The following is a 22,917-nucleotide window of genomic DNA, read 5'->3' as shown; positions in this document are numbered from 1 at the left end:
CGCAATGTTTCGCAATGACGCCATTTCATGGCGTCATGATCGGCGCAACAATGCGCCGATATATGTAGTTCATGGTGCATCCGGAGGTTTTTGCCCATGACCAAGATGCTCGTGACCGTTCATAGTTTTGAAGAGGCTGAGATTGTCCTTCAATGCGGTGCCGACGTGATTGATGTGCCGGTATCTGATCCGGAGGCATTGCGACCCTATGCAGATGCGATTGGAGATAAGGCTCTCCTGTGCACAACACTGGCATGGGCAGCGCTCACATCGCATGCGGCTGAACTGCGGGCGCTTGATATCGATTTCATCAAGCTTCCCATAGAAGTTTCTGCCCCTCCCGGCCCATTGCCTGATTATGGCAAAACGAAGTGGATTGCCGTTGTTCATACGGATATCACTGATGATCTGCCCGATGTTTCCGGGCTGGTGGCGCAGGGTTTCCATGCTGTTATGCTCGACACCGGCAATGGATCGCGACTGCTCAACCATCTGCCTCTTTCAACTATCGATGCCTTTGTGCGTGAGTGTCACGGGCATTCGATGCTGGTTGGCGTAGCCGGAGCGCTCGAAACCCCTGACATTCCCAGATTATTGAGTTTTCAACTCGATATTCTGGGTTTTCGTGAAGCGCTTCTTGACCCGGCGAACTCACGCGCAATCAGTGCGCAGGCGGCAACCAGAATACGCGAACTCATTCCGGAAGAACGCCAGACCAATCTTGCTTCCGGTGTTGATTATCAACTGCTGGCAGCCCGTGGCTATTTCCCCGATCCGGCAGAAGAAGGGCTTGGTACCGACAAGATTTTTGTTCGCGATTTCGTCTTGCCCGTTCATATCGGTGCTTACAGTTTCGAGCATGGCATCGCTCAGAAGGTGCGGTTCGATGTGACCGCCGAAGTTTTGCGGGTGACACGCAATCCTGAAGATATGCGTCACATCGTTTCCTATGATCTTATCATGGATGGTATTCGCACGATTGTTGCGCGTGGGCATATTGAGCTATCGGAAACTCTTGCGGAGCGCGTGGCGGCATTCATTCTGGAAAACCCGCGTGTGACCCGTGTCATCGTTCGCGCTGAAAAGCTTGAACTCGGACCCGGCGGCGTTGGCGTAGAGATCGAGCGAAAACGCGAGGCACAGATCGCTCCCGTCAAACCCGCATTGCCAACGGTACCCGCATCGCCGCGTCGCCGCGATCATCAATAGACTGCCTCAGCGAGCCGCTGCCAGCGTTTCCGCAGCGGTTGGATGACCCGACACTGCCCGTTGGATGGCTTCCCTGGTTGCCTGATAATTATAGTCGTGGATCTTGGCGTCATCCCGTGCTTGCCAATGGATGAAAACGCCAACGCAGATGAAAAGATTGTCTGCTTCGTTCTGCGGAATGATGCCGTCCGCGACGGAATCGCGAACTGCTTTGGCAATGCCGGATTGCGCCGGGCCGAATAGCTGGACGGCCTGTCCCGCGCCCCGGATCGTCACTTTATTATACATCACAGTGTTTGGCTTACAGGGCAGATTCGGCGCAATCACTGCCAGAACAGAAGTGAAACCGTCCTTGTTGTTGGTGAGGGCATTGCAAAAAGCCGTCTCCACCGCACTGCCACGCGGGCCGATCAACAGGTCGATATGGGCAACTTCGTTGCCTTCGCCAACCAGAGATTCTCCAACCATGACCCTGTTAATGATTTGCATGCCGATTCCTCCATCTTGCGCAGCTATAGCCCAAGATGGAGAGATCAGGAAAGAAATGTATCAGGTGGTTTTGGCTGTCAGAGCGTGAGGTTGAGTGTCTTTAGCCGTTCCGCGACGTCGTGTTTGCGATCGGGATGAATAGCCAGAATGTTCGCAACACGTCCTGCCGGGAAAGCCGTGTCGATAGCCTGAGCTGTTGGCAATTGCCGCACAGAATCCTCCAGCACTTCCCAGACCTCGTAACCCCAGCCTGCCAACCGGTCAAAAATCCTGCCGGGGGTGGTCTTGGAGAGCGTGGCAAGCACTTCCCGGTTGACCTCGACAAGCATTGTCGGGTTCGATGCAGGAATGGTTTTGACAGCGCCAGCGAAAAACAGGCCTTCCGCACCTTCAATATCGATCTTGATGGAATCAGGCTTCAAACCTTTGGCCATCGCATCCAGTGTTTCCACTTTCGTGCTGCGCTCGGATTTTGTGTTTCCGGAACCGGCGATGAGACTTGTCGCTCCGGCATTGACCGTATGCTCGGCTGTGTTCAGTTCCATGGTTCCCGGTGCATCGGCAAGTGCCAGTTTGTGTACCGTGACGATTTTCGAAAGTTTGTTTTCGACGATTGACTTGCTGAACAGATTCCAGAGATGCGGCAAAGGCTCAAATGAAACGATCTTGCCGGAGAAATTGGGTTTGGTCGCAACGGAAAGCGAATAATATCCGACATTGCCGCCCACATCGAAGAACACACCCTTGTCGGGGGTCACAGCCTTGATGATGTCGATATCGAATTTTTCGTACTGGCCGTTAAAGATGCCAAACGTCATGTGATACTGGCGTAAATCCAGATAAATCTTGAAGTTGTCCTTTGTTTCGTAGAGCACCTCAATGCTCTTGCGAACGAAGTTATTAAAAATAACCTCTGCATGCCTTTGGTGGAACTCCGTAGAAGACAGGAATCTCCTGCGATGTTCGCCAAACGGGATATCCGAGATATTAAGCAGGTTCTCGGATATTATTTTTTGTTCTTCAGGGTTTGCTTCACGTCCAAGGATAAATTTGTAGCAATTTAAAATATCATTGTAACTCGTCATGACGCCTTCACATTCATTGGAATTCATCTGCTACATCAAGTGAAACTCAGTCTGTTACCGTGATGTTTGCACGGCATCCGCTAACAATTCATCCAATACTTTAAAATGTCCATTCCAATCTTGTGATGTATGGCGCGATTTGTTGCGATATTCACTGGTATGGGCATCAACCGCAGCGCGCCAACCAAGGCCATCGCTGGGATCGAGCAGTATGGCCTGATCGCCCAGGATTTCCCTGTGGGACGGGATGTCGGATGCGATGACCGGTGTGCCCGTTGCCATGGCTTCTGCTACAGGCATGCCGTACCCTTCGACAAAGGAAGGTGCCAGCAGGGCAGCGGCTCCGGACATCAGATCGGCCAATGCAGCGTCCCCGAGATCGGATACCTCAATCACCATATTGCGCAGCTGCGGGCATCGATCCAGCGTCGCAAATACCTGTGCATTTTCCCATCCACGTTTGCCCGCGATCACCAGACGTGGCGCGTCTGCTCCATCCCGCTCGACGAGCCAGCGCCACAATTGCAGCAGCAGAATGTGATTCTTGCGGGGTTCGATTGTGCCAACAATGACAAAATAGGGGTTTCTTGTGCGCGGCGTTGCTGTTCGGCTCGCATAGCGAAAGCTATTTTCGATACCCGGCGGGAGAATGGCGATGGGTGGTGCGGTGCGCCCCCGTTCTTCGGCAAATGAACGCAGTGAGCGGGCGGTTGTCTGGGAATTACAAAGCACCAGACCCGCATGACGCAAGACCGTATCCATCCTTCGCAGGTGCCGTTGCGGTTCTCTTGCGCGGACAAATTCCGGATGGGTAACAGGAATAAGGTCGTGGACGTAGAAGACACCGCTTTGCCGCTTCGCATCAAGCCAGGAAAAGGCTGCGGGCCTATCGAGATTTGTATGTGAGACATGCACAAATGGGGCATTCCGTTCCATCGGGCCTGCTGGCAGAAATGTTCGCAAAGCCTTGCCCGCTGCAAGTCTCCACTGCTTTACCTTGGTCGGCTGCGCGCTATTGGACGCGCATTTGATATCACACCAGGATATATGCCCATCGATGGCCGCATAAATCTTTTCAAGCTCCGTCGATTGCTTCGGGCTCAACGCCGTTCCTGACCACCGCGCACTGAGATCGGTGATAAGCCCTGTTGCGCGGCCCTGATTAATCGCTATTGGTTTGTTGCGCCCCATTTCAACAAAGAAGGAACTGCGCGCCTTGGCCCAATGGGCATATTGCAGCTCAAAGCGATCAATACCCGTTGGTGTCGAGTAATGTGATCGACCGATTAGCCGGGAAATGTCCATTGAAATTGCGTTCATCATGCCCACCCCATCCGGTGCAATGACCGGCGTATAAGACTGCGTTTTTTGTTGCGCATTGCGTGAATTTCATCGATGACGTCTTCGACCTCGCAGGGCAGTCCGGTTTCGCCGGACAGATAATGCGGGTAGAGAATGAGTACCCCTGCAATCAGCTCATCGAGCGAAAGCGTACGGCGCGGGCGAAGCGGGGTTACACCGTCATGGGTCAGGCCCCAGCCCGCATAGAACGGCAATCCGTAACACCAGACCTGACGTCTCCGGATCAAGGCTTCGAAGCCCAGCTGTGATGTGGCTACGTGCACCTCATCGCTGGCGTCCAGAAGACGATCGACGGCCACGTCGCCGACAACCAGATCTGCAGTTTTGGCAAGAACAGTTGCATCGGAGAGCCCCTTGCGCTTACCGGCAAGGAGATCCGGGTGCTCCTTGTAGACAAGGAAGGCATCCGGGCGTCGTTTTCTCACGATCTTCAGCAATTCAATATTTGAAACGCCGTTGGTAAGGCCGAACTGCAACGAGGCGTCATCGGGCACCTGTCCCGCAACCGTTATGATGGGGCGGCCTGCCGCCAGCGCATGATAGTCGGGTGATACGGTGGACCGCAGATTGTATTTGGTGATTCCGTGCTCAATGATCCGCTGGCGCAGACGGGCGGCTCTTTCCAGCAATGGCTGATCAAACTGCGCTGTCCGGAGCAATTTTTCCAACCCGCTCTGGCGGGTTGCATCGTAATAGACGGCCTCCCGGTCGATACACACCGACGAGGCCGGTGTCAGGGCCGAGCCAAGACCGGCAGATCTGATAAAGCCATCTTCCATGCGAAGAACTGGTATCGCAGCGGATAGCTTTTCTTCCGATGCAAGCAGGTTTGCATTTTGGCCCCAGCGCACAAGGTAATCAGCTTTTGCCAGCTGTTTCTTGCCCGGATTGCTGCTGCAAAAGGTTACGCTTGACCAAGGGCCTGTGAGCATGTGGCGAACGGTCGTTCGTTTGTGACGTGAGAACCCTGCACAGAGATAATTCCCCTGCCGCTCCAGCGCGTGGCGACGCCAAGACACAAGCCGATCAACGGCTTTTTCGGCGGTTGTTGGCCGTTTCGTCACCGGGTCCACATAGAGTGGATATTGCAACAAGGTTGCCGCGACAAAGGCATCAAGGCTGATTTTGCGCTTGCGACGATGCAATGCTCTGGTTGCAATCTCTCCCTCTGCCCAATCGCGGGTAAGACCCCAGCCCGCATAAAAGGGCACGCCAAACGTCGTCACTGGCACAGAGCGCAATATCGCATCGAAGCCGAACTGGCTTGAAACCGTCCAGACTTCGTCCACCACATCGAGCAGCGCGTGCGGTGAAACGTTCTCATTGATAAAGTGAACGTTCGGTTGACCGGGAAGGTGGCTGAGATAGCCTTTGGAATAGCCTGCAACAATGTCCGGATGGCTTTTGACGAGGACGGTTGCGCCGGGCACAGCACGGGCCTCGTTCCACATGCGCAGAAAGGCGTGTTCGTCAGCACCAGCTCCCGGCACCGAGTAATCGCCCGCAACCTGATCAATGAGGAGAATGCGTCTGCCACGGCTTGCAGGCAGAGAAATCTTGTAGTCCAACAGATGATTGTATTTCGTAAGCCGGTGTTCGACGATCAGTGCGTGCAGATTGCGTGCCCGCTCCAAATCCGGTTTCTCTGCGCCGCGCTGGAGTAATTCTTCCAGACGTGATGGCTTTGCCGCATCGAAATAGACGCCGAGATCGTCAGCGACCATAGAGACCGGCGGTGCGCCCGCTTTGCCGAGGCCGACGGACCGGAGAAAGCCATCTTCCAACGACCAATAGGGAATATTACGCATAAAAGCCAGTCGCTGGGCCATGCGTGCGAGAGGCTTTACACCCCAACCCACAATACCGTCCGCCCGATTCCACACCAGCTCCGCCGATTTGATGGCAACCGCATCAAGAGCTGGTCCGATGAGGGGGAAACGAAGCCGTGTCGGTAGAAATGCCAGCAGTTCTGACCCTTGCGGCGGCAACCAGCCGGTCTGCTTTGCTTTCTCGGCTAAAACACCGTCAAGGTTGACCTGAACTGTCTGGGGAAGCGGGAACGTTCTTGCAAAATTCATGGCAGTCAATTCGGAAGGTCAGGGGACAATGAGGAAAGTATGTCCTGTTGTTGCACCGCTCCTTTTTTCCCAATGGGACTTTCCGCCAGATGTTCAGATTCTGTCGAAGGGATATCGACAGAGATGACCTTCAAATCAGACTGAATGCGTCGCACGACGCGTTTGGTCGTGATGTCGATCAAGTTGCGTAGATAGAAGCTGCCATTGACAAGGCTTTCTTCATGCATCCGCTTGTTGAAGGCTTTGACTGCTTCGCGCTTGGGCGGCATTGGCGAAAGCCAGAAATCGTCGATCCCGGCTGTGGCGTCCAAATCATTGCTATATCTGCCCCAGACGAGATCACGTCTGTTATAAATCGCTTCGCCGAGGGAAAGCACCGGCTTGCCATGGTTCAGCGCGAGCAGGCCAGATGTGCTGTTGACCGTCACCAGTCCGAGGGAATGGCGTATCAGCAGCCCAATTGAACCATCATCGACGATATGCACCCGGTCAGCACATCCAGCGATTCTGGCCAATTCCATTGCGAATGGGCGGTAGCTTTTATGTCCGCGATCCATTGGATGGACTTTGATCACGAGATGATGCGCCGGTGATGCAAATCGCTTGAATGAGCGGATGCTTTCGGTAATGAGCCTTTCCATTGTCCAGCCGCGGCCATGCCGCAACAATTGCTGGTCGTCATGAACTTGCAGCGCAACTACGAAATACTGGTTTTCAAGGTTCTCGATCAGATTCAGCATCATCTCGTTGTTTGCCGGATAATGACGAATCTTGCGGTAAAAGTTCCGGGTCCAGAGAATGGACTCGGACAGGATTCCGCGGCTTCGATGATGCACATTGCCGCGAAAGAAGACGGCCCCCGCGGTCTTGGCCAGATAGTAGCGAATGGCGAACAGAGTCATGGCCCGAAACAGGTTGCCCTTTACCGGCTCCACAATTTCTGGTTCAGGAATTTCGTGGTGTGCGGGCTGCGGCCTGCGCAGGGGTGAAAGCGCATTGTTTCCATCCCATTCACAGGTAATGAAATTGGGACGCACATAGCCTTCTTCAAAAGATGAAACAGGCACTCCGGCGCGCAAGGCAACCATGATTGCCTGGCGGTGATAGGGGCGGCTGTCACCGAAAAGCACGATAGCTTCGGGCCGCCTGCTGCGAATGAACGTATCAAGCCAATCCGACCAGGCATCCATTGAGCCGCAGAAATTAAGCGTGCCGGGGCCATGGGAAAACAGCCAATCACCGCCGTTGAAGTTGATCTTGAGGACGTCAAAACCCTCAGATTCAAATGAACCAGCAAGCGTACGGAAAAACGGTCCAACAGGACCCTGCAATAAAAGAACAAGCGGTTTTTCTGAAGTAAAGCAGCGAATTGCACGTCCGCGGATCGGAAAAGGAACGATTATACCAGATTGCCCGGATTTCTCCCTCACAGGTCGTCAAGCCCCTTCGCAATCGGTTCCTGTTTGACGTTACGCCACCAGAACCCAAAACAAACGCAATTTCAGATAGTTATTTCATCCGGTTTTTTATGGCGCTATACTAAATCCGCCAGAACAAGTATATTTACGACAATAAGATATGTATTTGTTTTTGTATGGTTGCTAACATGCATTTGTATTGCGATAACTTTAATTATATCAATAGTTCCATACAGTTATAATTGCGGAATGTTTAGTTTCACTATATCTTGTGGCGTAGTAGACATCTCTGATGCGGTTGTGGAGATCAGTATGAGATTGGCATTGCCAAGCAAACATTGCAGAATCTGCCCTTCAACCTATGAGCGCGTGATTGCATGACGCGACTCAGTCCCAACGAAGAATTCCTCGACTACATGACGCTTGTTGACCTTGGCCAGTCCGAGGTTGGCGACGCACACAAAGGCAAACGGCGCGATCGTTTGATTGCATTGCTGCGCAGACATGTGCTGCTTATCCTGATGGTCGTTCTTCCGACGACCCTTTCCACCATTTACTATGGCGTGATCGCATCACCTCAATATGCATCCGAGACGCGCTTCGTTGTGCGCAGCCCAAACAGAAATGCAGCTGGTATGCTCAGCGGATTTCTGCAAAGCACGGGCTTTGTTCGTGCGCAGGACGATAGCTATGTGGTGATGGAATATATTGAATCGCGCGCGGCCGTCGCCACGTTGGAAGAGAGGAGCGATTTGAGGGAGTTACTCGCCCGGCCAGAAGCGGATATCCTTACCCGGTTTCCCCGTCCCTGGAGCGACGCGACCGAAGAGGCTCTTTATAGGCACTATCGCAGGATCATGACTATTGATACGGACTCGAGCGGCGGCGTCACGACATTGGAAGTGCGTGCATCCCGTCCTGAAGACGCGCAGAAACTCACTGAAGCGCTGCTTGTAGGCGCCGAAACGCTTATAAACCAACTTAATGAGCGCGCACGTCAGGATGCGATTCGTTATGCGAAGCTTGAGATGACTGACAGCGAAAGCCGCATGGCAGACGTTCAGAAGTCATTGACCGGTTTCCGCAACAAGGTGGCGATGATCGATCCGAGCAAACAATCCGCTGTGATGCTCGATATGATTGCCAAATTGTCGGATGATGTGGCCAAGAGCAAGGCTCAATACACTGCACTCATTCAACAGGCTCCCCAAAGCCCGCAGATTCAATCACTTCGCAGCAGCATTGACGCGATGGAAACGCAGATCAGTGCGGAGCGGGCGCGCATTGTTGGCGGTGATGCGTCCATGGCTCCTCTCATCGCTCAGTATGAGCAATTGCTCCTGCAACGTGAACTCGGGATGCGAATGCTGGAATCCTCAGCCACATCGCTGGAGAATGCAAAGATTGAAGCGCAAAGGCAGCAGCTTTATCTGGAACGAATCGTCAATCCAAATCGACCGGATTACGCGCTTTATCCAAAACGCCTCTATTCAATTCTGCTGATCTTTGCACTGTGCTTTTCGGCATTCTGGATTGTTCGGTTCCTGATCAACCAGATTTATGATCACGCTGAAACATGACCAATCCCGGAACCATTGTTTTCAAAGACTCTGACGGGGTGCCGCAACAATTCACCACCAATGTTCCGGCCCAGGAAGGACTGTCGAAAAACGGTGTTGTCGGCGCTTACAATCTGGTTAAGGAATACCCAATTCATGGCGGAACCCGGCGGGTTCTGGATAATATCAATTTTGAAGTGCGCGCCGGTGAAAAAATCGCCATCCTTGGCCACAATGGCGCGGGCAAATCTACATTGGTAAGATTGATCGCCGGAATTGAAATGCCGACATCAGGTCACGTCGCACGGTCCATGTCCTTGTCATGGCCAATCGCATTGAGTGGCGGCTTTGGTGGCTCGATGACCGGCTTTGATTGCATGCGGTTTCTATCGCGAATCTATAACAGGCCGTTTGACGAAATCCGCGATTGTGTGGAGACGTTCAGCGATCTCGGCAAATATCTTCAAATGCCGATCAAGACCTATTCCTCCGGTATGCGCGCACGCTTATCCTTTGGCCTGTCTCTCGCAATCGATTTTGACTGCTACCTGATCGACGAAGTGATTGCCGTTGGCGACCAGCGCTTTCAGCGCCGGTCGTTCGATGAATTGTTTGTAAAACGGAAAAACCGGGCGATGATCATCGTTGGGCATACCCTCGATATCATCGCCGACCAGTGCAAATCTGCCCTTGTGCTCAAAAATGGCCGGGGGCGCGTCTTCGACGACGTCAAATTTGCCTTTGATATTTACGCCTCGCTATAAGTCGAGCAACACTCAACCTCAGTCACGCCGCGCAATGAAGTGGTAAGCGTGAATGCCCGTTGTTGATCGATCATGCAAAAGGTGGACATTGGTCATCTGGTTCTTGTGAAACAGGGCCATGACCGTATTGGCATCATAATCATACATTTGGATATCGGGATGACCGTAATTGTCCCTGTCAATAAATACGGTTTCATTTTTGTAGTAGTCGTTGCGGAAGTACATCATCCGGTCGTTATAATATTCTGCACGGTTTGCCGTTTTGAAAAGCGGGATGTGCAATGACGCAATGCCGCCGCTCTTAACACATTGCAAGAGATCGTTGATGATGAAGTAGCCACGGCGCGGTTCAATGTGCTGCAAGACGATATAGCTGTTGAGCCAATCGACCTTAACCCCTTCCTTGACGAGAATTTCCGGGGTTTCCACGCAGCGGACATTGTTGAGCCCGTGACTGGCAACATTTTTCAAAGCAATGGCGCGCATCGTTTCCGATATGTCGATGCCGATGGCGGTGGTAGCTTGCTCGGCGAGGGGTATCAGCAGTCGCCCGACACCACAGCCGAAATCGATGACCGATTCCACCGGCGTCGAAAAGTCAGGAATAAGGCCTTTGATTTTTGTAGTAAGGTTTGCAATGTCTGCGCGGCCAGTCGCAAAAAATGCATTCATATGTTTCTTTGTGAGTTTCTTCGGCTTGAATTCATCTTCAGTCAGAACAGCCCAATAGGCATTGTCTTGCGCCAATTTTTCCCAATCTTCATTCGTGTCGCGCATAGGTATCCTCCACTGGCACTGTTTGGATTAGTTCACTAAAGACAAGCTCCCTTGAGCCTATTCGAATTTGATATGTTTTCTAACGTGCTCAACAAGGTAAAGGCCAACTGCCGTGGTAATCAGGCAGCAGGTGAAAATGTATGAGACGTCATAATGAGCCTTGATGGCATTACCAAATGTACCCGCGCGGAACATTTCGAAACAATGAACCGTTGGAACATAAAGCGCGAGTTTCTGTACGCCATGCGGCAGCCAGGAAACCATGAAAAACATGCCTGAAATGGGCAGCATCAGATATTGGAAAGGTGGCACCAGTTTTTCGACAACCTCAAATATTTCCGAAAGAGCCGCCAGAATGAGGCCTGCCGCAAACGAAAACCAGGCCATGAACAGCCAGCCAGCCAGATTAAGGCCGATATCTTCAAATGGATCGATGAATCCAGCCAGATATGCGCCAGAATAGACGACAAGCAGTGCGAAGGTCGTACCGCCAATTTCAAGCAGTGCGCGCGCAATCAACGCATCCGCCAAACGGATCTGCCGATGATACATCAGAGGAATGTTGTGACGCAGACAGGACACCATGTGTGAGGAAATATGACGCCATAGGGTGAGGGGCATATACCCGCTCAGCACGAAGGCGATGACCGTTAGGCCATGTGCCTCGTGCTTCATCAGAGTCCACAATAGCATGACACCGCATGTCAGAATCATGGGCTCCAGAATCAGCCATAGGAAGCCAATATTTTCACGCCCGTACCGCGTTATCATCTCACGCATGACCAATGCGCCTAAAACACGCGTTTGTGCGCGCAGGCCTGTCATAAAAACTGAGTTCTTATTAGATTTCGACGGAACAGCTTCCATTGAATGTCTTCTTTAAATTATAGTCACTAAGCGACAAAATGAACAATATACGTTCTTTTGATCAACGCAAGGATGATCCAAGTACTTCACAACTCATATATTTTAGACCTATACTCTTTTTGCTTCTCTTGGAATGAGAATGATGCGTTGTCTGCTTTCGTATCAATTCCATAAAGGATTAAGATCATAAATAGTCTGGCTCCCAATTCTTTCGTTCCGGCCGCAAAGAAGACTAGACGAGGATTGATATCCAAGCTTTGGCGAATGCGCTTTGCTTTGATCATCATTGTCATTCCGGTTCTCTCTGTCAGCATTTATTATTTGTTTATCGCCGCGCCGATTTATGTTTCGCAGTCTTCCTTTGTTGTGCGCGTTTCTGCGCCGCCTTCATCATCCAGTTTTGGCAATCTATTGCAGAACAGTGGGATTACACGGTCGCAGGATGACACGTTTTCTGCACAGGAATATATCCGCTCTCGTGACGCCTTGCTGCGAATGAGTGATGATCTGCCGATACGGGGCTATTTCGATCGGCCTGAGGCAGACATCTTCGCGCGGTTTCCCGCCCCCTGGCAGACAGGTTTGTTCGAAGAACTCTATCGATATTATTCGCAGCGGGTCCAGGTCATTCACAATGACACAACCGGTATAACAGTTCTCAAAACATCGGCTTTCCGGGCAGAAGATGCCTATGCGATGAATGTGAAACTGCTTGAACTTGGCAGCGACCGGCTTTCCAAAATGAACGAGCGGGCGAGGGGAGATGCAATCCGCTTCGCCACCGCTGAAGTTGCGAATGCCGAGCAACGAATGATCGATGCGCAGAAGGCAATTACCCTGTTCCGCAACAAGGAGCTGATGATCGACCCGGGGCAAAATTCGATTTCGCTTGTCGAACTGATGAGCCGGTTGAGTGCCGAATTGGCGGCGTCGCGTGCGAATCTCGCCGAGACGAAGGAAACTGCACCTGATTCCAGTTCCATTCCCTTCATCACCAGTCGGATCAGCGCACTCGAAGAGCAATTGAAGCTCGAGCAAGGAAAAATTGCTGGAACAGATGGCTCCATCGCTCCGCGAATTGCCGATTATGAAGCGTTGATATTGCAACGGGAGTTTTCCAACAAAGCACTTCTTTCTGCGCTCGACTCTCTCAAGACGGCAAGGGCTGATGCCAGGCGGCAGCAGCTCTATCTCGAGGTGGTGGTCCCAGCCAACCGTCCTGACAAGGCGGAACTCCCAACGGAATTGAAGAACATCACCATCGTTCTGCTCGTTACGTCTATTGGATACCTGCTCGCCTGGTTGCTGCTTACAGCAATACGTGATCACAGCAATTAGAGCCTTTCCGGCAAAACGATCCTATTGAAGCCGGAAAGGCCGGAGCTGCTTGTATCAAGTACCGGTCAAGGCAGTTGCCAGGTCCGTTCATTCAAGAGAACATTGCCCTAGAAGCAGGTGTAAATCTCGCTGATGCATCCCTGAATTTCGCGCTCATATGGCGAGGTCGAGTCGACATACCCCATACGTTCAAACTGGAGATTTCGTGCCCTGATATAGAAGGCCAGCGCCAATCGGTAATCGCCCGCTATTTTATGCAGATGGCCCAGCTGAACTTCTACATCTTCCAAACTGTCGGGATTGAAAGCCGTGGCATAGTCGCGATACTGACCATAAAGCTTCGATGCCTCGTCAAAATCCCCGTCTTCTTTCGTAACATTGGCATAAACGGCAATCATGTCGATCTGGCCATTGTCGACCACCAGTTCACGCAAGGCAGCTCGGGCTTTTGACCAATTGTTTTCTTCAACAAGGCGCATGGCATCGCGCCGATTCTGTTCAAGACCGGGTTGGCTGGAACCGTTGCGTGCGATGTTCACATGCCGCGCGATCTCCAGATCGTCTGGTGAAAGTTTGAGAGCCTTGTCATACCAGGTGAAGGCTGTCTTCAGATCACCTTTTCGATTGAACAAATGACCAAGTTGCACATGTATATCCACATCGCGCGGATGGAGACCCTGATATTTGCGATAGGCCGTCTCGGCCTGATCGTAATTCCCCGCCTCTTTTTCGCTATGTCCAAGCTGGACCAGCAGGTCTGTTCTGGCAGGATTGTCAGCAACAGCACGCCTGTAAAACGTGGCTGCGGTTTGCCAGTCGCCGCGGTTGCGCGCTGCGTCCGCTTGAGCCACGGCCGTCCGTTTTGGTTCCAAGCTGCTTTCCGCTAGTTTAAGTGCCTGCTTTGCCGTCTGTCCGGAAAATGGTAGCCGGATCATAATTTCACCTCGCGGACCATTGAAATATCCCGAATGCGAACCCAGGACACTTCATTGCCCGTATCGATGACTTTCACACGCAATTCAACAAAGCGGTGTTCCGCACGGATGTCGGTGGAAAGATTGCCAGCGAATGCTCCTGCTATCGTGACTTCCTGCAGGATATCCAGACCGGAATTGGCAACCAGCTGTATCGCAAGCTTAGCATTTAATTCCTGAATAAGGTCGATCTGAACGCGCCATGATCCGGCTTGCAAACTGCGTTTGGGACCGGCAAAAAGCCAGCCTGGGCTTACTTTCCAGCCATCGTCCACGACGTTGATCGGTTGGCGCAACAAATCGGGACCGATCATCCAACCTGAGCCGGGAACTTCGCGAACGAAAATCAATGTTTCCTGGCCATTCAGATCGTAGGAAAGGCCAGCAGGTATGGTACGCGCTTCGCTGTTGTCCACTTCACCGGGCAAATGGTCTGTCTCGTCAAGCGTATCCCAAAGTGAGATGCGCCCGTCACGTCGGGCAATGCCGACTATCTGCTTTACCGCTTGTTCCCGCGTTCGCGTGCCACGTCTCAGATCAAACTCAAAAGCCAGACGTTCTTTATCCGTTGGTTCGCGTCCAAGAATCTTGGAGAAACTGTACCGGAGGAATGCCACGTCGCTATCAGGAGCGAAACGGGTGAAGTTCTCGATCAGTGCAAACTGATCGGCCGGGCGACGCACGACCTGTGCCGAGAAATCACCAATCTTCTCATTTGTCTGGGGGGATGCAGCCCGCAGAGCATCAATAACTTTCATTCTGTTGGTTCCATCACGGATGGCCTGTGCCAGATTATGTCTTTGGTCGGCGTTCAGATCAGTCTCGGCGAGATTGAACGCCGATGCCCAAGCGTCAACAAATGCGTCAGCCGGCAAGGAAAAGACATCCTTTGGCAAGGCTTGAAGAGGGATCTTATGCAGCTCGGCGATTGTCATATTTGCGCCCTAACATCTGTTCGATAATCACAACATGTCGCGCAGCCACGCGCGGATACGAATTCCACTGTGTTGCCTGACGGCGATCGGCATCACGCAGACCAAGAAGGTCAGGATTCTGTGCAAGGCTTACGAGCGCCTCAGCAACGCAATCCACGTCGACGGACCGCACAACGTGACTGATTGGCCACATGTCCCGCAGTACTTGCGAGCGGGAGCACAGCAAGGGGCGGTCCGCAGTCATGGCTATCCGCGCTGCACCCGTCGCTGTTTCGGTTGACGCGCCGTAGAGGAAGCCGAGCAGATCGCATTGGGAGAGTTCATTGCTCAGCTCCGTTTCGTCGATGAAATCAAATCTGGCCGTCGCAACATTGTGCAGGTCGAAATGGTTCAACAGATTTTCAATCAGAGCTCGCGACGCTCGCGATTCGTCGTTGGGAACCATGCAATTAAGGAGTTTGAGGCGCAGCCGCGGTTCAAAGAGGCGCGCCTTTGCGAAACCTTGCACGAGAACGTCAATATTCTTGTGTGGCATCAGAAAGCCGAATGAGCCTATCGTGAATGTTGATGGATCGGGCTGCAGTGCGGCTTCAGATGCTTCGCGCACGCCATGAGGCACAACAACCGGATTCGGATGGCCTGCCTTGGCCAGAAGGCCAGCATCTTCTGCGGAATGAACAAACACGACATCAAAGCCTTTTGTCCATTCCAGATTCCCGCCACGAAGGGTTTCCTTGACACTGTGCATGGTAATGACGCGAAGTTTATGATTGACCTGTTGAAGCGTCTTCAGCAGCAATTCCATATCCGGCGTAGAAAAATGTCCCGGATGATGCTGCATCCACAGCACATCTCCCTTCGCATTCTCGATTTCCGCGATAAACCGCGTCAATGAAGCAAGATCATAGCCCCAAGGCCGCGTTGTAATGGCAGCCGTTTCGGCGATCTGGCCAGCAGCGCTTTCCGGTAGCTCGTCGTCAACAAATCGACGCGCATAGATATGCGAAAAACGACCAGCGAGTGCCGGGGTTGAGTAGAGGTGTCCCGAATAGGTCGCCAAGCCGCATTGCTGCTGCCAGGACGAGACAAGATCAATTGTCCATGGCTGCTTGGAAGCAACCAGCAGTTTCACAGGTTTGGCTATAGCCGCTAGGACCCTGCCGGCAACCGAGTTCCATCCGGTATGCTCGTCCAGAAACCTTTGCGCATTTTTGCTGCGCATGCGTGCCTCCTCCTCATTTGTAAGTGCCGCCCGCATTTGCGTTCCAAGATGTGCAACGGATGGTTCGGCCCACAGACTTAATGAGCCCGATACGTGTGCCACTGATGGCGCCATGTGATAGTCAACCAGCCATGCGGTCTCGGGTGTGCAAAAATCCACCTGACCGCTATAGCCGGTCGTCACCACGGGTATTCCCAGCCGCATTGCCTCAGCCAGTGGTAATCCAAATCCTTCACCTCTGCTCGGTGCCACAACGAGCGAGGCCGTGCGATACAAGCCAAGCAATTGCTCTGGGCTGCAATATTCCTCCATAAGAACAACGGGCGGCGCACTCTTTAACTGCTCGTCGAATTTGGCCATGACCGTTTTGAGGATATTGTCAGGGTTGGGAAAGGTCTTGATGACCAATTCGACCGGTTCATCCCTGCTAAACGTTTGGGCATACGCCTCGATAAGCACGTCAACACCCTTGCGGGGAAAGCATGAAGAGACATGGAGAATGCGAGCCCTGTCACTGGGGGGCAAAGGAGAATCGGTAGCAAGCCCGGCATGAGATTTTATATGGTCCGTTCCGTTACCGACGACTTCGACCGGAATTGTAAGTCCCGATTGAACAAAGGCCTGTTTGACGAAGTTTGATGTGACCATCACGAGGTCAAGATCGCGGTTAAAGCGCGAAATCAGGTATTGCGGAACTTCAAGTTCTTCCCAAGCGAAATTGACGTAGGCATTGAATCTTCCAAGCATGTCATGCGTAGCCGGAGGCCAGGTATTGCGCAGATGGACGTCGTAAGTCTCACCAGCCGGATACTGAGCGAGCAGCCGGCGCTTGACTTCTGGTACAGCATCGAGCCGTGCATCAGTCTGCCAGTCTGACTCGGGTGTATAGAGGGAAATTTCAATGCCAGTGGCGATCAATGCCTGTGCGAGGAGGCGGTTGACGATGGCAAGGCTATAGTCACCCTTGAAAACACCATCAAAAAAAATGCGCTTGCCCGCGAATTTTCCAAGCAAACTTCTCAAATCATACTTGTTTTCATCGAGCGTATAAGGTGAAGCCAATAGTTCACTACGCATTCATTGCTCTCCAAAGTATTTATGAAAATGATTTCATACTGAAAAGGGTGATTTGTAAATGGAATATATATTGTCTTAACGAGAGATTATTATTATCAATGGTTAAAATTATAGACCGCGCCTGGATACTCAGGCGCGGCCTATACTATGTTTCAATATTAAGACGCTTTTGCTTCGTCTGCATTATATCCAAGAGCAACTTCGCGTTCTGCGACAATTGCGCGTGCGCTGTCGACCGCAGGACCCCAGTAAGCAAGAGGATAGCAAGCTTTGGCTTCCTTCGCCTTTACCGAAGTAAACTGCAGAACACCCGGCTCCAGGAATACACTCTTGTTTCCAAGATCGAGATAGGTTTCGGCCTGTGCACCTTCTGCCCAGATCACGTCATGTGCTTCGAGTTCGACGTGATAGTAGTCGATCAGATTAAGCGTAATATCCTGGGTTACTGTTGTACCATTAATCAGCAGCTTGGCCGGAACAAGCGCGCCGCCGATGAACATGCAATGGTCTGGCGAAACGGAAAGATCCCGTGACGGAACATTTTCCGCAAGGGCACCAGCGCGAATGCGCACAGGCAAATCATTGCGAGGCTTATCAAGTGTTTTCGGATCGATCGTCCGGTTCCCGATCCACGTCACAGGTACGGGACCGTTGTTCAAGCTAAGGACGATATCGCCAACCTTGAGCCATTCAACGGGTACCTGACCTTCCGGTGTAGCTACCAGTGTACCTCGAACGAAACAGGGTGTAACGAACGTCAGAGTATCGGTACTATCAACGTAGTTGTATGTAGCGCCGGCTGGAATTGTATATGTTGCCAGTGTCAGGAGACCGAGCGGACCGCCATGGAATGTAATGACATTTCCCGATTGAGTGACCGAACTTGAGTTGTTCACTGTAACGCGATCGCCTGCGCTTGCATTGATAATGCTTGGCGTAGAACTCAAGGAGAGAGCGATAGTCGGTGGGATATATGTGAAATGTCCTGTCCCTGTTGATCCACCAAAATCAACAACAGTTGTCTGCAGAACATCCACCCCGAGCAGAGCAGAGTTGATTGTTAAAGAACTGCCTGCGCCGATATTGTAGTGGAAAGTGGAGCCCGCGCCAATGGATGCGAGCTGCGCATCAACGGTTAGGTTGGCCCCATTGACAACTTGGAACGTGGTGCTGGTGACGCCTGACACGCCGGCAAAGGCAGTGATGTCAACGTTAACGCCACTGACGATCAGCGTGGCGTTGGAGACAAGACCAAGACTAACAGTGTCGCCATTACTGGCATTGGACGAGTCAATTGTAGTTGTTGTGTTCTGGAGTAGTTGAACATTTAGCAAGGCCATAGCAAATCCCTCTCTGTTAAGAGCTGAGTGTTTATTCTTGTATCTTTAGAATACGTTGTCAGAACTTGTAGTTCAGGCCGACGCGAACGCTGTGGAAGTCAGACGTTGCCTCGGTAGACAGTACATTGTCTCCAACAGTGCGGCTGCCCAGATTGATGTACTGATATTCAAGCTTGGCAGTCAGGTGATCCGTAAAGGCATGTTCCACACCAGCGCCGGCTACCCAGCCTGCCCGTGTCTTGCTTTCATCAATGTAGTTCACACCATCGACATCGACCGAGTATTTGACATTGCCAAATGCAAGACCGCCTGTGCCATAGATCATCGTGCGATCCCATGCGTAGCCTAGGCGCGGCCGAACTGTACCAAACCAGTTAATCTTTGAATGGGCGTCAACGTCAGATCCCAGGAATCGCGTCGACAGATCATCGTTGATATCAGCACCCTGGAAATCTGCTTCGAGGCCGAGAACGAAATTGTTCATCTGGTAGTTGTAGCCGATCTGAGCGCCGCCAAGAAAACCGCTGTTTTCCAGCTTGCCGATTTTACCAAGGAATACACCACCGGTGCGCAAGCCAACGTCGTCGTCACCAGCGAAGCCATAGCCAGCATTCACACCCGCATAAAAACCTGTCCAGGTAAAAGCAGGTTCAGTGAACACTGCCTCCGGAGGAGCGGTATCGCTGACAGCATCCGCAGCGTAGGCATTGCCCGTCAATACTGTAGCTGCGAGGAACAAACCGATAGCACCAAATTTCTGCATGACTTCCACCTTAAAAAGACCAACTTTCAAAGGGAAGAGTGACATAGAATATATATACTAGATATACTTTAATTATCGAGAAATACCTAAATATAGTCGCCGAATGTCTATGTGTGGCGCATTATGTATTGCATTGCCGAAAGCTACATCATTCTGGGTAGTTAACGGTTTCTTCAGACGTTGCTATCGCATCTTGATCGTGTTCCAAAGCCACATCCGTGGCGGCGTGTTCAGAATYAGGTGCGCTCAAATCGATAGGGCTCAATTCGACAAACCAGTAGGCAATCGAACCTTCGATAGAGCCACTATCCGTGAAGAGGCGGATTTCGATTGGGGTCTTCGGACTATCGATACGGAAGGCGGCTTCAGCGGCAAAGGAACCCGTTCCTGACGGTCGCACGCGAATTTTGCTCAACAGCCCATCGCTATGGACCTCGATCGTAAAGATCTGTCCATAAACATTATGCTCGATACCGAGGGAAAACTTGGCGTTCCATTCGCCTGAAGGAAGATGGAAATAGGGGCCGTAGACCAGACAGCGCGCTCGGCCGACAAGCTCAATCTCGCCTTCGGAAGGCTCACCCCCTTTGTCCGCCAGCAGGAAGCTCTCCTGGGGCCATGTCAGTGACGAAACCTGATCCTTTATCAATTTGCCATCGAACGGTTGAACGACACTCCGGGCAATCTCCAGTAGATTTTCCGATACATTTGTCGGATTTGCTCCGGGAGCCGCATAAAAAGGATTGATTTGGGCCGATTTTTCCAGGGTCGGTATCTGGTCAACTTGCGTTGCGGAATCGACATTGTCCATGCCCAGTTGCTTCAAGCACCGCACCATAGCTGAAGACGTCAGGGAAATACGAAGCTGGCGGCATATCTGGGCTATTATACGATGGATTGGAACCGCACCGAGCTTCTCGCGATCCAAATTAATCAGGAAGGGATGTGCCCGTACTTGGGAGATGCATGCAATGCTCGCGGATACAGAGCGGATAAGTCCAATGTCCTCCCGCGCAAGCTGGCGGGCGAGATAGGAAACGGAATCCACCGCATTTTCGCTGAAAACCACATAAGGGGCATTTGTTTTCAGTAAAAATGCTGACAATCCGGCATCCGGATAGTGAGATGTTACAATGACATTCTCACTGGTCCGGTTCTTCCATGCATTTTGGATGTCTTCCAGCGTTTCCACATGGAACATGCAATGATCGTCGAATACTTCGCTTGCGATGACGCCGAGGGCAAAATTGCCCCAGAACGACATAATACCTGGCATCCCCAACGCGACCAGAAGAGTCATCGATATATTCACACTCCTCCATTGAAGAGGCTGTCATAGAGAGAATTGACAGCCTGAGAGTAGCGCGCCGGCGAAAAAAGTTCGGCCTGTTTCGGTCCTAATGTAGCGAGATGGTCACAAAGATCGCTGTCGCGGGCAAGTGCTTTGACGGCATTGCGCAAAGAATCTGTGTCATATGGATCAATCAGCAGCGCAGCATCGCCTGCAATTTCGGGGACAGATCCTTCCGTGGACGTCAGAACCGGCGTTCCGAGCTGCATCGATTCAAGGACGGGAAGCCCGAAGCCTTCATACAGGGAAGGAAAGAGAACCGCACGCGCGCCGCGTACCAGACTGATGAGAAGAGAATAGGATACAAAATCAAAGCGATGAATGCGGCGCCCGGGGACAATCCGGTTTTCAGTTTGTGCATAGAAGCGAAACCGCTCGTCATCGATCAAAAGCTGTGTCTGATCGCCCTTCCAGCCAGGCGCGCCAACGATGATCAACGGCAGATCAACCTTGGCTGAAAGATAAGCCTCTACCAGTCTGGAGAGATTTTTCTTTGGTTCAAAAGCTCCAAAAAACAGAAAATATTTCTTCCAGTCGAGATTGAAAATACCTGCAATCTCATCCGCTGCCACATCCTGAGGCTTATCACGTAAATCGAGCGGCACGTGGACGGCTTGATATGTATTGGTGACACGTTTTTCATCGACACCAAGAATCTTGACGATATCCCGTTTGGACGTTTCGGAGACCGTAACAATGTGATCTGCCGATTTTGTCAGATGCCGCAGAAGCTTGTAATGATATCGTTTGTTGTCTTCCGTCAGGTATGGCAGACGCAGCGGTACCAGATCGTGAATGGTGCAGATATTCAGACCCTTGCGTGCCCTGAGTGGCAATGGATAGGTACAATGAAGAAGATCCGGGGCCTTGTCGAACGAAAGCGGCAGGCTTTTCCCGAAGGCTTTGAAGTGATGGCGGGCGAGGGCAAAAAGGTCGTTATTTGCATAGAGAAATTCTGACCCCATCAGATTTCCCTGCAATGATTTTACAATCACCGTGCCCGTTAGCGGGATGGGCGTTGGGGTGACGCCCATTGGCGCGGCAATGCGCCGCCGCATCCAGCGTCGCCCAAGTGCAACAGGCGTAAGTTTCCGGTTTGAATTGTCATCAAAGAGGACCACTTCCCTAAGCGCCGGGTCTTTCGGGAGTTTCCCCTGAACGGAATGAACAATGCCGGTTTTGTATTCAAGTTCGCGTGCGGTTTGAATCAGGCCGCGGGTGTAAGTGGCAACGCCGGTTCCCTTTTGCATGGATAGATTCAGACCATCATACAATATGGTTTTTACCAACGGGCTTCCTTTCGGGATAAGGGCATTAAGTCGTTCAAGTGTGAAATTCCCAGCTCACGCCGGCTCCTGGGCCGACACCACAAGCAGCCAGTCCTCTCCAACGTTTTTTGTAAGAAGCTCCTGAGGTGACACGATATGTGCTTTCCCCTTGAAATCCAGTCGGCGCAATGTGCCATATACAGCTGTCAGCCGACTGATAAATTCCTCACCGTTTGTATATCTCTCGACATTGAACTCCACCACGATCATCGGTTTGTGGCGGGCTATGGTTTCTTCCATTGCACCGAAAATGCGCTGTTCGGCACCTTCCGCATCAATCTTGATGAAGTCGACGCGATCATATGATTTACAGAGCTGGTCGACTGTCGTCACCGGAACATCAATGATGGAACCAATCAATGGGTTCGCGACAAAGTGAGGTTCCACAACCGTTGCATTTTTTGGCTCGTGATGCGGCACGAATAAAGGTGCGGCACCTGTTGTTTCATCGCTGAGAATGCTTTGCTCGAAATGTGTCCGGCGTAAAAAGCCATTGAGATCGATGCTACGTTTCAAAAAGTCCATGGCATGCGGGTTTGGCTCCACCGCTATGAGCTTTCCCGTAGCGCCAACAAGCTCCGCGAGCAGAACGGAATAATAACCGAAATTGGCGCCCACATCGACAACGACCATTCCCGCCTGAATGTTACGTGCGCAAAATTGCGTCAGCCAGATTTCCCAGTAGCCGTCCAGAAGGAGATGTGATCCGAAACCGCGATCGCGGGTATCAATGTAAAACTTGTAACGTCCCAGGATACGTACAATCGCTGTGTAATCGCCCAGATATGCACTGCGTGCGAGATTTTGAACCGCTATTTCCAGGTCCTGGCGCTTGAAATTTGCAATCTCGTGGAGATGGAGCAACGACTGGGATGGCATGATGCATTCTCACTAGAGCTGTTCCTAAACGGGAAGCGTAGGACAGTGATAGTTTCAGTTATATTAGTATCCCACAAGACGGATGCTTAGAATGTAGTCTCC

Annotated in this window: 19 protein-coding genes; 4 read left to right on the top strand and 15 right to left on the bottom strand. The window is 51.8% G+C overall.

From position 1 onward, the window contains the following. The first annotated feature begins 96 nt into the window (after window positions 1-96). The gene (locus AB4Y96_RS05825) at window positions 97-1,209 is read left to right on the top strand and encodes a (5-formylfuran-3-yl)methyl phosphate synthase (protein WP_441916224.1); all 1,113 of its coding nucleotides are present in this window, start codon (window positions 97-99) and stop codon (window positions 1,207-1,209) included. A 6-nt stretch (window positions 1,210-1,215) separates the two neighbouring features. Here the strand turns inward: AB4Y96_RS05825 and fae are convergent, their stop codons facing one another. The 5 genes from fae to AB4Y96_RS05800 form a co-directional block, all read right to left on the bottom strand. Beyond that, window positions 1,216-1,698, bottom strand: coding sequence for a formaldehyde-activating enzyme (gene fae / locus AB4Y96_RS05820; RefSeq protein ID WP_091882842.1), 483 nt, complete (start codon window positions 1,696-1,698; stop codon window positions 1,216-1,218). Window positions 1,699-1,775: 77 nt separating this feature from the next. Continuing rightward, window positions 1,776-2,573 carry an FkbM family methyltransferase gene (locus AB4Y96_RS05815; protein ID WP_244518413.1) on the bottom strand — a complete coding sequence of 266 codons (798 nt, stop codon included), beginning with the start codon at window positions 2,571-2,573 and terminating at the stop codon, window positions 1,776-1,778. Between the two features lie 264 nt (window positions 2,574-2,837). Beyond that, window positions 2,838-4,106 carry a glycosyltransferase family 4 protein gene (locus AB4Y96_RS05810; RefSeq protein ID WP_441916223.1) on the bottom strand — a complete coding sequence of 423 codons (1,269 nt, stop codon included), beginning with the start codon at window positions 4,104-4,106 and terminating at the stop codon, window positions 2,838-2,840. Then, the gene (locus AB4Y96_RS05805) at window positions 4,103-6,223 is read right to left on the bottom strand and encodes a capsular polysaccharide biosynthesis protein (RefSeq protein ID WP_441916222.1); all 2,121 of its coding nucleotides are present in this window, start codon (window positions 6,221-6,223) and stop codon (window positions 4,103-4,105) included. The genes AB4Y96_RS05810 and AB4Y96_RS05805 overlap by 4 nt, the downstream gene beginning before the upstream one ends. A gap of 5 nt (window positions 6,224-6,228) precedes the next feature. Beyond that, a complete protein-coding gene (locus AB4Y96_RS05800; RefSeq protein ID WP_441916221.1) occupies window positions 6,229-7,554 on the bottom strand; it encodes a capsular polysaccharide export protein, LipB/KpsS family in 1,326 nt (441 codons plus the stop codon). A 464-nt stretch (window positions 7,555-8,018) separates the two neighbouring features. Here AB4Y96_RS05800 and AB4Y96_RS05795 point away from each other — a divergent pair, with 464 nt between their 5' ends. Together AB4Y96_RS05795 and AB4Y96_RS05790 are read left to right on the top strand one after the other, a co-directional pair. After that, entirely contained in the window at window positions 8,019-9,221 is a 1,203-nt protein-coding gene (locus AB4Y96_RS05795) for a Wzz/FepE/Etk N-terminal domain-containing protein (protein WP_441916220.1), read from the top strand. Further along, window positions 9,218-9,964 carry an ABC transporter ATP-binding protein gene (locus AB4Y96_RS05790; protein ID WP_091882829.1) on the top strand — a complete coding sequence of 249 codons (747 nt, stop codon included), beginning with the start codon at window positions 9,218-9,220 and terminating at the stop codon, window positions 9,962-9,964. Before AB4Y96_RS05795 ends, AB4Y96_RS05790 begins: the two co-directional genes overlap by 4 nt. 18 nt (window positions 9,965-9,982) lie before the next feature. Here the strand turns inward: AB4Y96_RS05790 and AB4Y96_RS05785 are convergent, their stop codons facing one another. Next, complete coding sequence (locus AB4Y96_RS05785; protein WP_091882826.1) at window positions 9,983-10,741, bottom strand: class I SAM-dependent methyltransferase; 759 nt, start codon at window positions 10,739-10,741, stop codon at window positions 9,983-9,985. Window positions 10,742-10,798: 57 nt separating this feature from the next. After that, window positions 10,799-11,566, bottom strand: a complete 768-nt coding sequence (locus AB4Y96_RS05780; RefSeq protein ID WP_280139041.1) for an ABC transporter permease — start codon at window positions 11,564-11,566, stop codon at window positions 10,799-10,801. A gap of 285 nt (window positions 11,567-11,851) precedes the next feature. Between AB4Y96_RS05780 and AB4Y96_RS05775 the strand changes: the two genes are divergently transcribed. Beyond that, the gene (locus tag AB4Y96_RS05775) at window positions 11,852-12,946 is read left to right on the top strand and encodes a Wzz/FepE/Etk N-terminal domain-containing protein (RefSeq protein ID WP_441916219.1); all 1,095 of its coding nucleotides are present in this window, start codon (window positions 11,852-11,854) and stop codon (window positions 12,944-12,946) included. A 107-nt stretch (window positions 12,947-13,053) separates the two neighbouring features. Here the strand turns inward: AB4Y96_RS05775 and AB4Y96_RS05770 are convergent, their stop codons facing one another. The 8 genes from AB4Y96_RS05770 to AB4Y96_RS05735 all read right to left on the bottom strand — a co-directional run bounded on the left by AB4Y96_RS05770 (window position 13,054) and on the right by AB4Y96_RS05735 (window position 22,815). Continuing rightward, a complete protein-coding gene (locus AB4Y96_RS05770; RefSeq protein ID WP_441916218.1) occupies window positions 13,054-13,881 on the bottom strand; it encodes a tetratricopeptide repeat protein in 828 nt (275 codons plus the stop codon). Beyond that, window positions 13,878-14,855, bottom strand: a complete 978-nt coding sequence (locus AB4Y96_RS05765) for a hypothetical protein (RefSeq protein WP_441916217.1) — start codon at window positions 14,853-14,855, stop codon at window positions 13,878-13,880. Before AB4Y96_RS05765 ends, AB4Y96_RS05770 begins: the two co-directional genes overlap by 4 nt. Further along, the gene (locus tag AB4Y96_RS05760; RefSeq protein WP_441916216.1) at window positions 14,833-17,154 is read right to left on the bottom strand and encodes a glycosyltransferase family 4 protein; all 2,322 of its coding nucleotides are present in this window, start codon (window positions 17,152-17,154) and stop codon (window positions 14,833-14,835) included. The genes AB4Y96_RS05765 and AB4Y96_RS05760 overlap by 23 nt, the downstream gene beginning before the upstream one ends. 158 nt (window positions 17,155-17,312) lie before the next feature. Next, window positions 17,313-18,494, bottom strand: coding sequence for a Hint domain-containing protein (locus AB4Y96_RS05755; RefSeq protein ID WP_091882807.1), 1,182 nt, complete (start codon window positions 18,492-18,494; stop codon window positions 17,313-17,315). 58 nt (window positions 18,495-18,552) lie between these two features. Beyond that, window positions 18,553-19,257, bottom strand: coding sequence for an outer membrane protein (locus AB4Y96_RS05750; protein WP_441916215.1), 705 nt, complete (start codon window positions 19,255-19,257; stop codon window positions 18,553-18,555). Window positions 19,258-19,405: 148 nt separating this feature from the next. Further along, window positions 19,406-20,557, bottom strand: a complete 1,152-nt coding sequence (locus tag AB4Y96_RS05745; RefSeq protein ID WP_441916214.1) for a hypothetical protein — start codon at window positions 20,555-20,557, stop codon at window positions 19,406-19,408. A gap of 8 nt (window positions 20,558-20,565) precedes the next feature. Continuing rightward, window positions 20,566-21,858 (bottom strand): glycosyltransferase family 4 protein, encoded by a 1,293-nt coding sequence (locus AB4Y96_RS05740; RefSeq protein ID WP_091883175.1) that lies wholly within the window; start codon window positions 21,856-21,858, stop codon window positions 20,566-20,568. Window positions 21,859-21,951: 93 nt separating this feature from the next. Further along, window positions 21,952-22,815, bottom strand: coding sequence for an FkbM family methyltransferase (locus tag AB4Y96_RS05735; protein ID WP_441916213.1), 864 nt, complete (start codon window positions 22,813-22,815; stop codon window positions 21,952-21,954). Window positions 22,816-22,917: the final 102 nt, after the last annotated feature.

It is taken from the genome of Phyllobacterium sp. TAF24 (assembly GCF_052113785.1).
GTDB lineage: Bacteria > Pseudomonadota > Alphaproteobacteria > Rhizobiales > Rhizobiaceae > Phyllobacterium.
Note: the sequence above shows the minus strand (reverse complement) of the source record. Positions and strands in the feature narration are given on the sequence as shown.

What these genes read in the sequence shown, in the direction of transcription:
- AB4Y96_RS05825 (WP_441916224.1), top strand. Translation starts at nt 97, where the DNA reads ATGACCAAGATGCTCGTGACCGTTCATAGTTTTGAAGAGGCTGAGATT.
- fae (WP_091882842.1), bottom strand. Translation starts at nt 1,698, where the DNA reads ATGCAAATCATTAACAGGGTCATGGTTGGAGAATCTCTGGTTGGCGAA.
- AB4Y96_RS05810 (WP_441916223.1), bottom strand. Translation starts at nt 4,106, where the DNA reads ATGATGAACGCAATTTCAATGGACATTTCCCGGCTAATCGGTCGATCA.
- AB4Y96_RS05805 (WP_441916222.1), bottom strand. Translation starts at nt 6,223, where the DNA reads ATGAATTTTGCAAGAACGTTCCCGCTTCCCCAGACAGTTCAGGTCAAC.
- AB4Y96_RS05795 (WP_441916220.1), top strand. Translation starts at nt 8,019, where the DNA reads ATGACGCGACTCAGTCCCAACGAAGAATTCCTCGACTACATGACGCTT.
- AB4Y96_RS05790 (WP_091882829.1), top strand. Translation starts at nt 9,218, where the DNA reads ATGACCAATCCCGGAACCATTGTTTTCAAAGACTCTGACGGGGTGCCG.
- AB4Y96_RS05785 (WP_091882826.1), bottom strand. Translation starts at nt 10,741, where the DNA reads ATGCGCGACACGAATGAAGATTGGGAAAAATTGGCGCAAGACAATGCC.
- AB4Y96_RS05780 (WP_280139041.1), bottom strand. Translation starts at nt 11,566, where the DNA reads ATGACAGGCCTGCGCGCACAAACGCGTGTTTTAGGCGCATTGGTCATG.
- AB4Y96_RS05770 (WP_441916218.1), bottom strand. Translation starts at nt 13,881, where the DNA reads ATGATCCGGCTACCATTTTCCGGACAGACGGCAAAGCAGGCACTTAAA.
- AB4Y96_RS05765 (WP_441916217.1), bottom strand. Translation starts at nt 14,855, where the DNA reads ATGACAATCGCCGAGCTGCATAAGATCCCTCTTCAAGCCTTGCCAAAG.
- AB4Y96_RS05760 (WP_441916216.1), bottom strand. Translation starts at nt 17,154, where the DNA reads ATGCGTAGTGAACTATTGGCTTCACCTTATACGCTCGATGAAAACAAG.
- AB4Y96_RS05755 (WP_091882807.1), bottom strand. Translation starts at nt 18,494, where the DNA reads ATGGCCTTGCTAAATGTTCAACTACTCCAGAACACAACAACTACAATT.
- AB4Y96_RS05750 (WP_441916215.1), bottom strand. Translation starts at nt 19,257, where the DNA reads ATGCAGAAATTTGGTGCTATCGGTTTGTTCCTCGCAGCTACAGTATTG.
- AB4Y96_RS05740 (WP_091883175.1), bottom strand. Translation starts at nt 21,858, where the DNA reads ATGCAAAAGGGAACCGGCGTTGCCACTTACACCCGCGGCCTGATTCAA.
- AB4Y96_RS05735 (WP_441916213.1), bottom strand. Translation starts at nt 22,815, where the DNA reads ATGCCATCCCAGTCGTTGCTCCATCTCCACGAGATTGCAAATTTCAAG.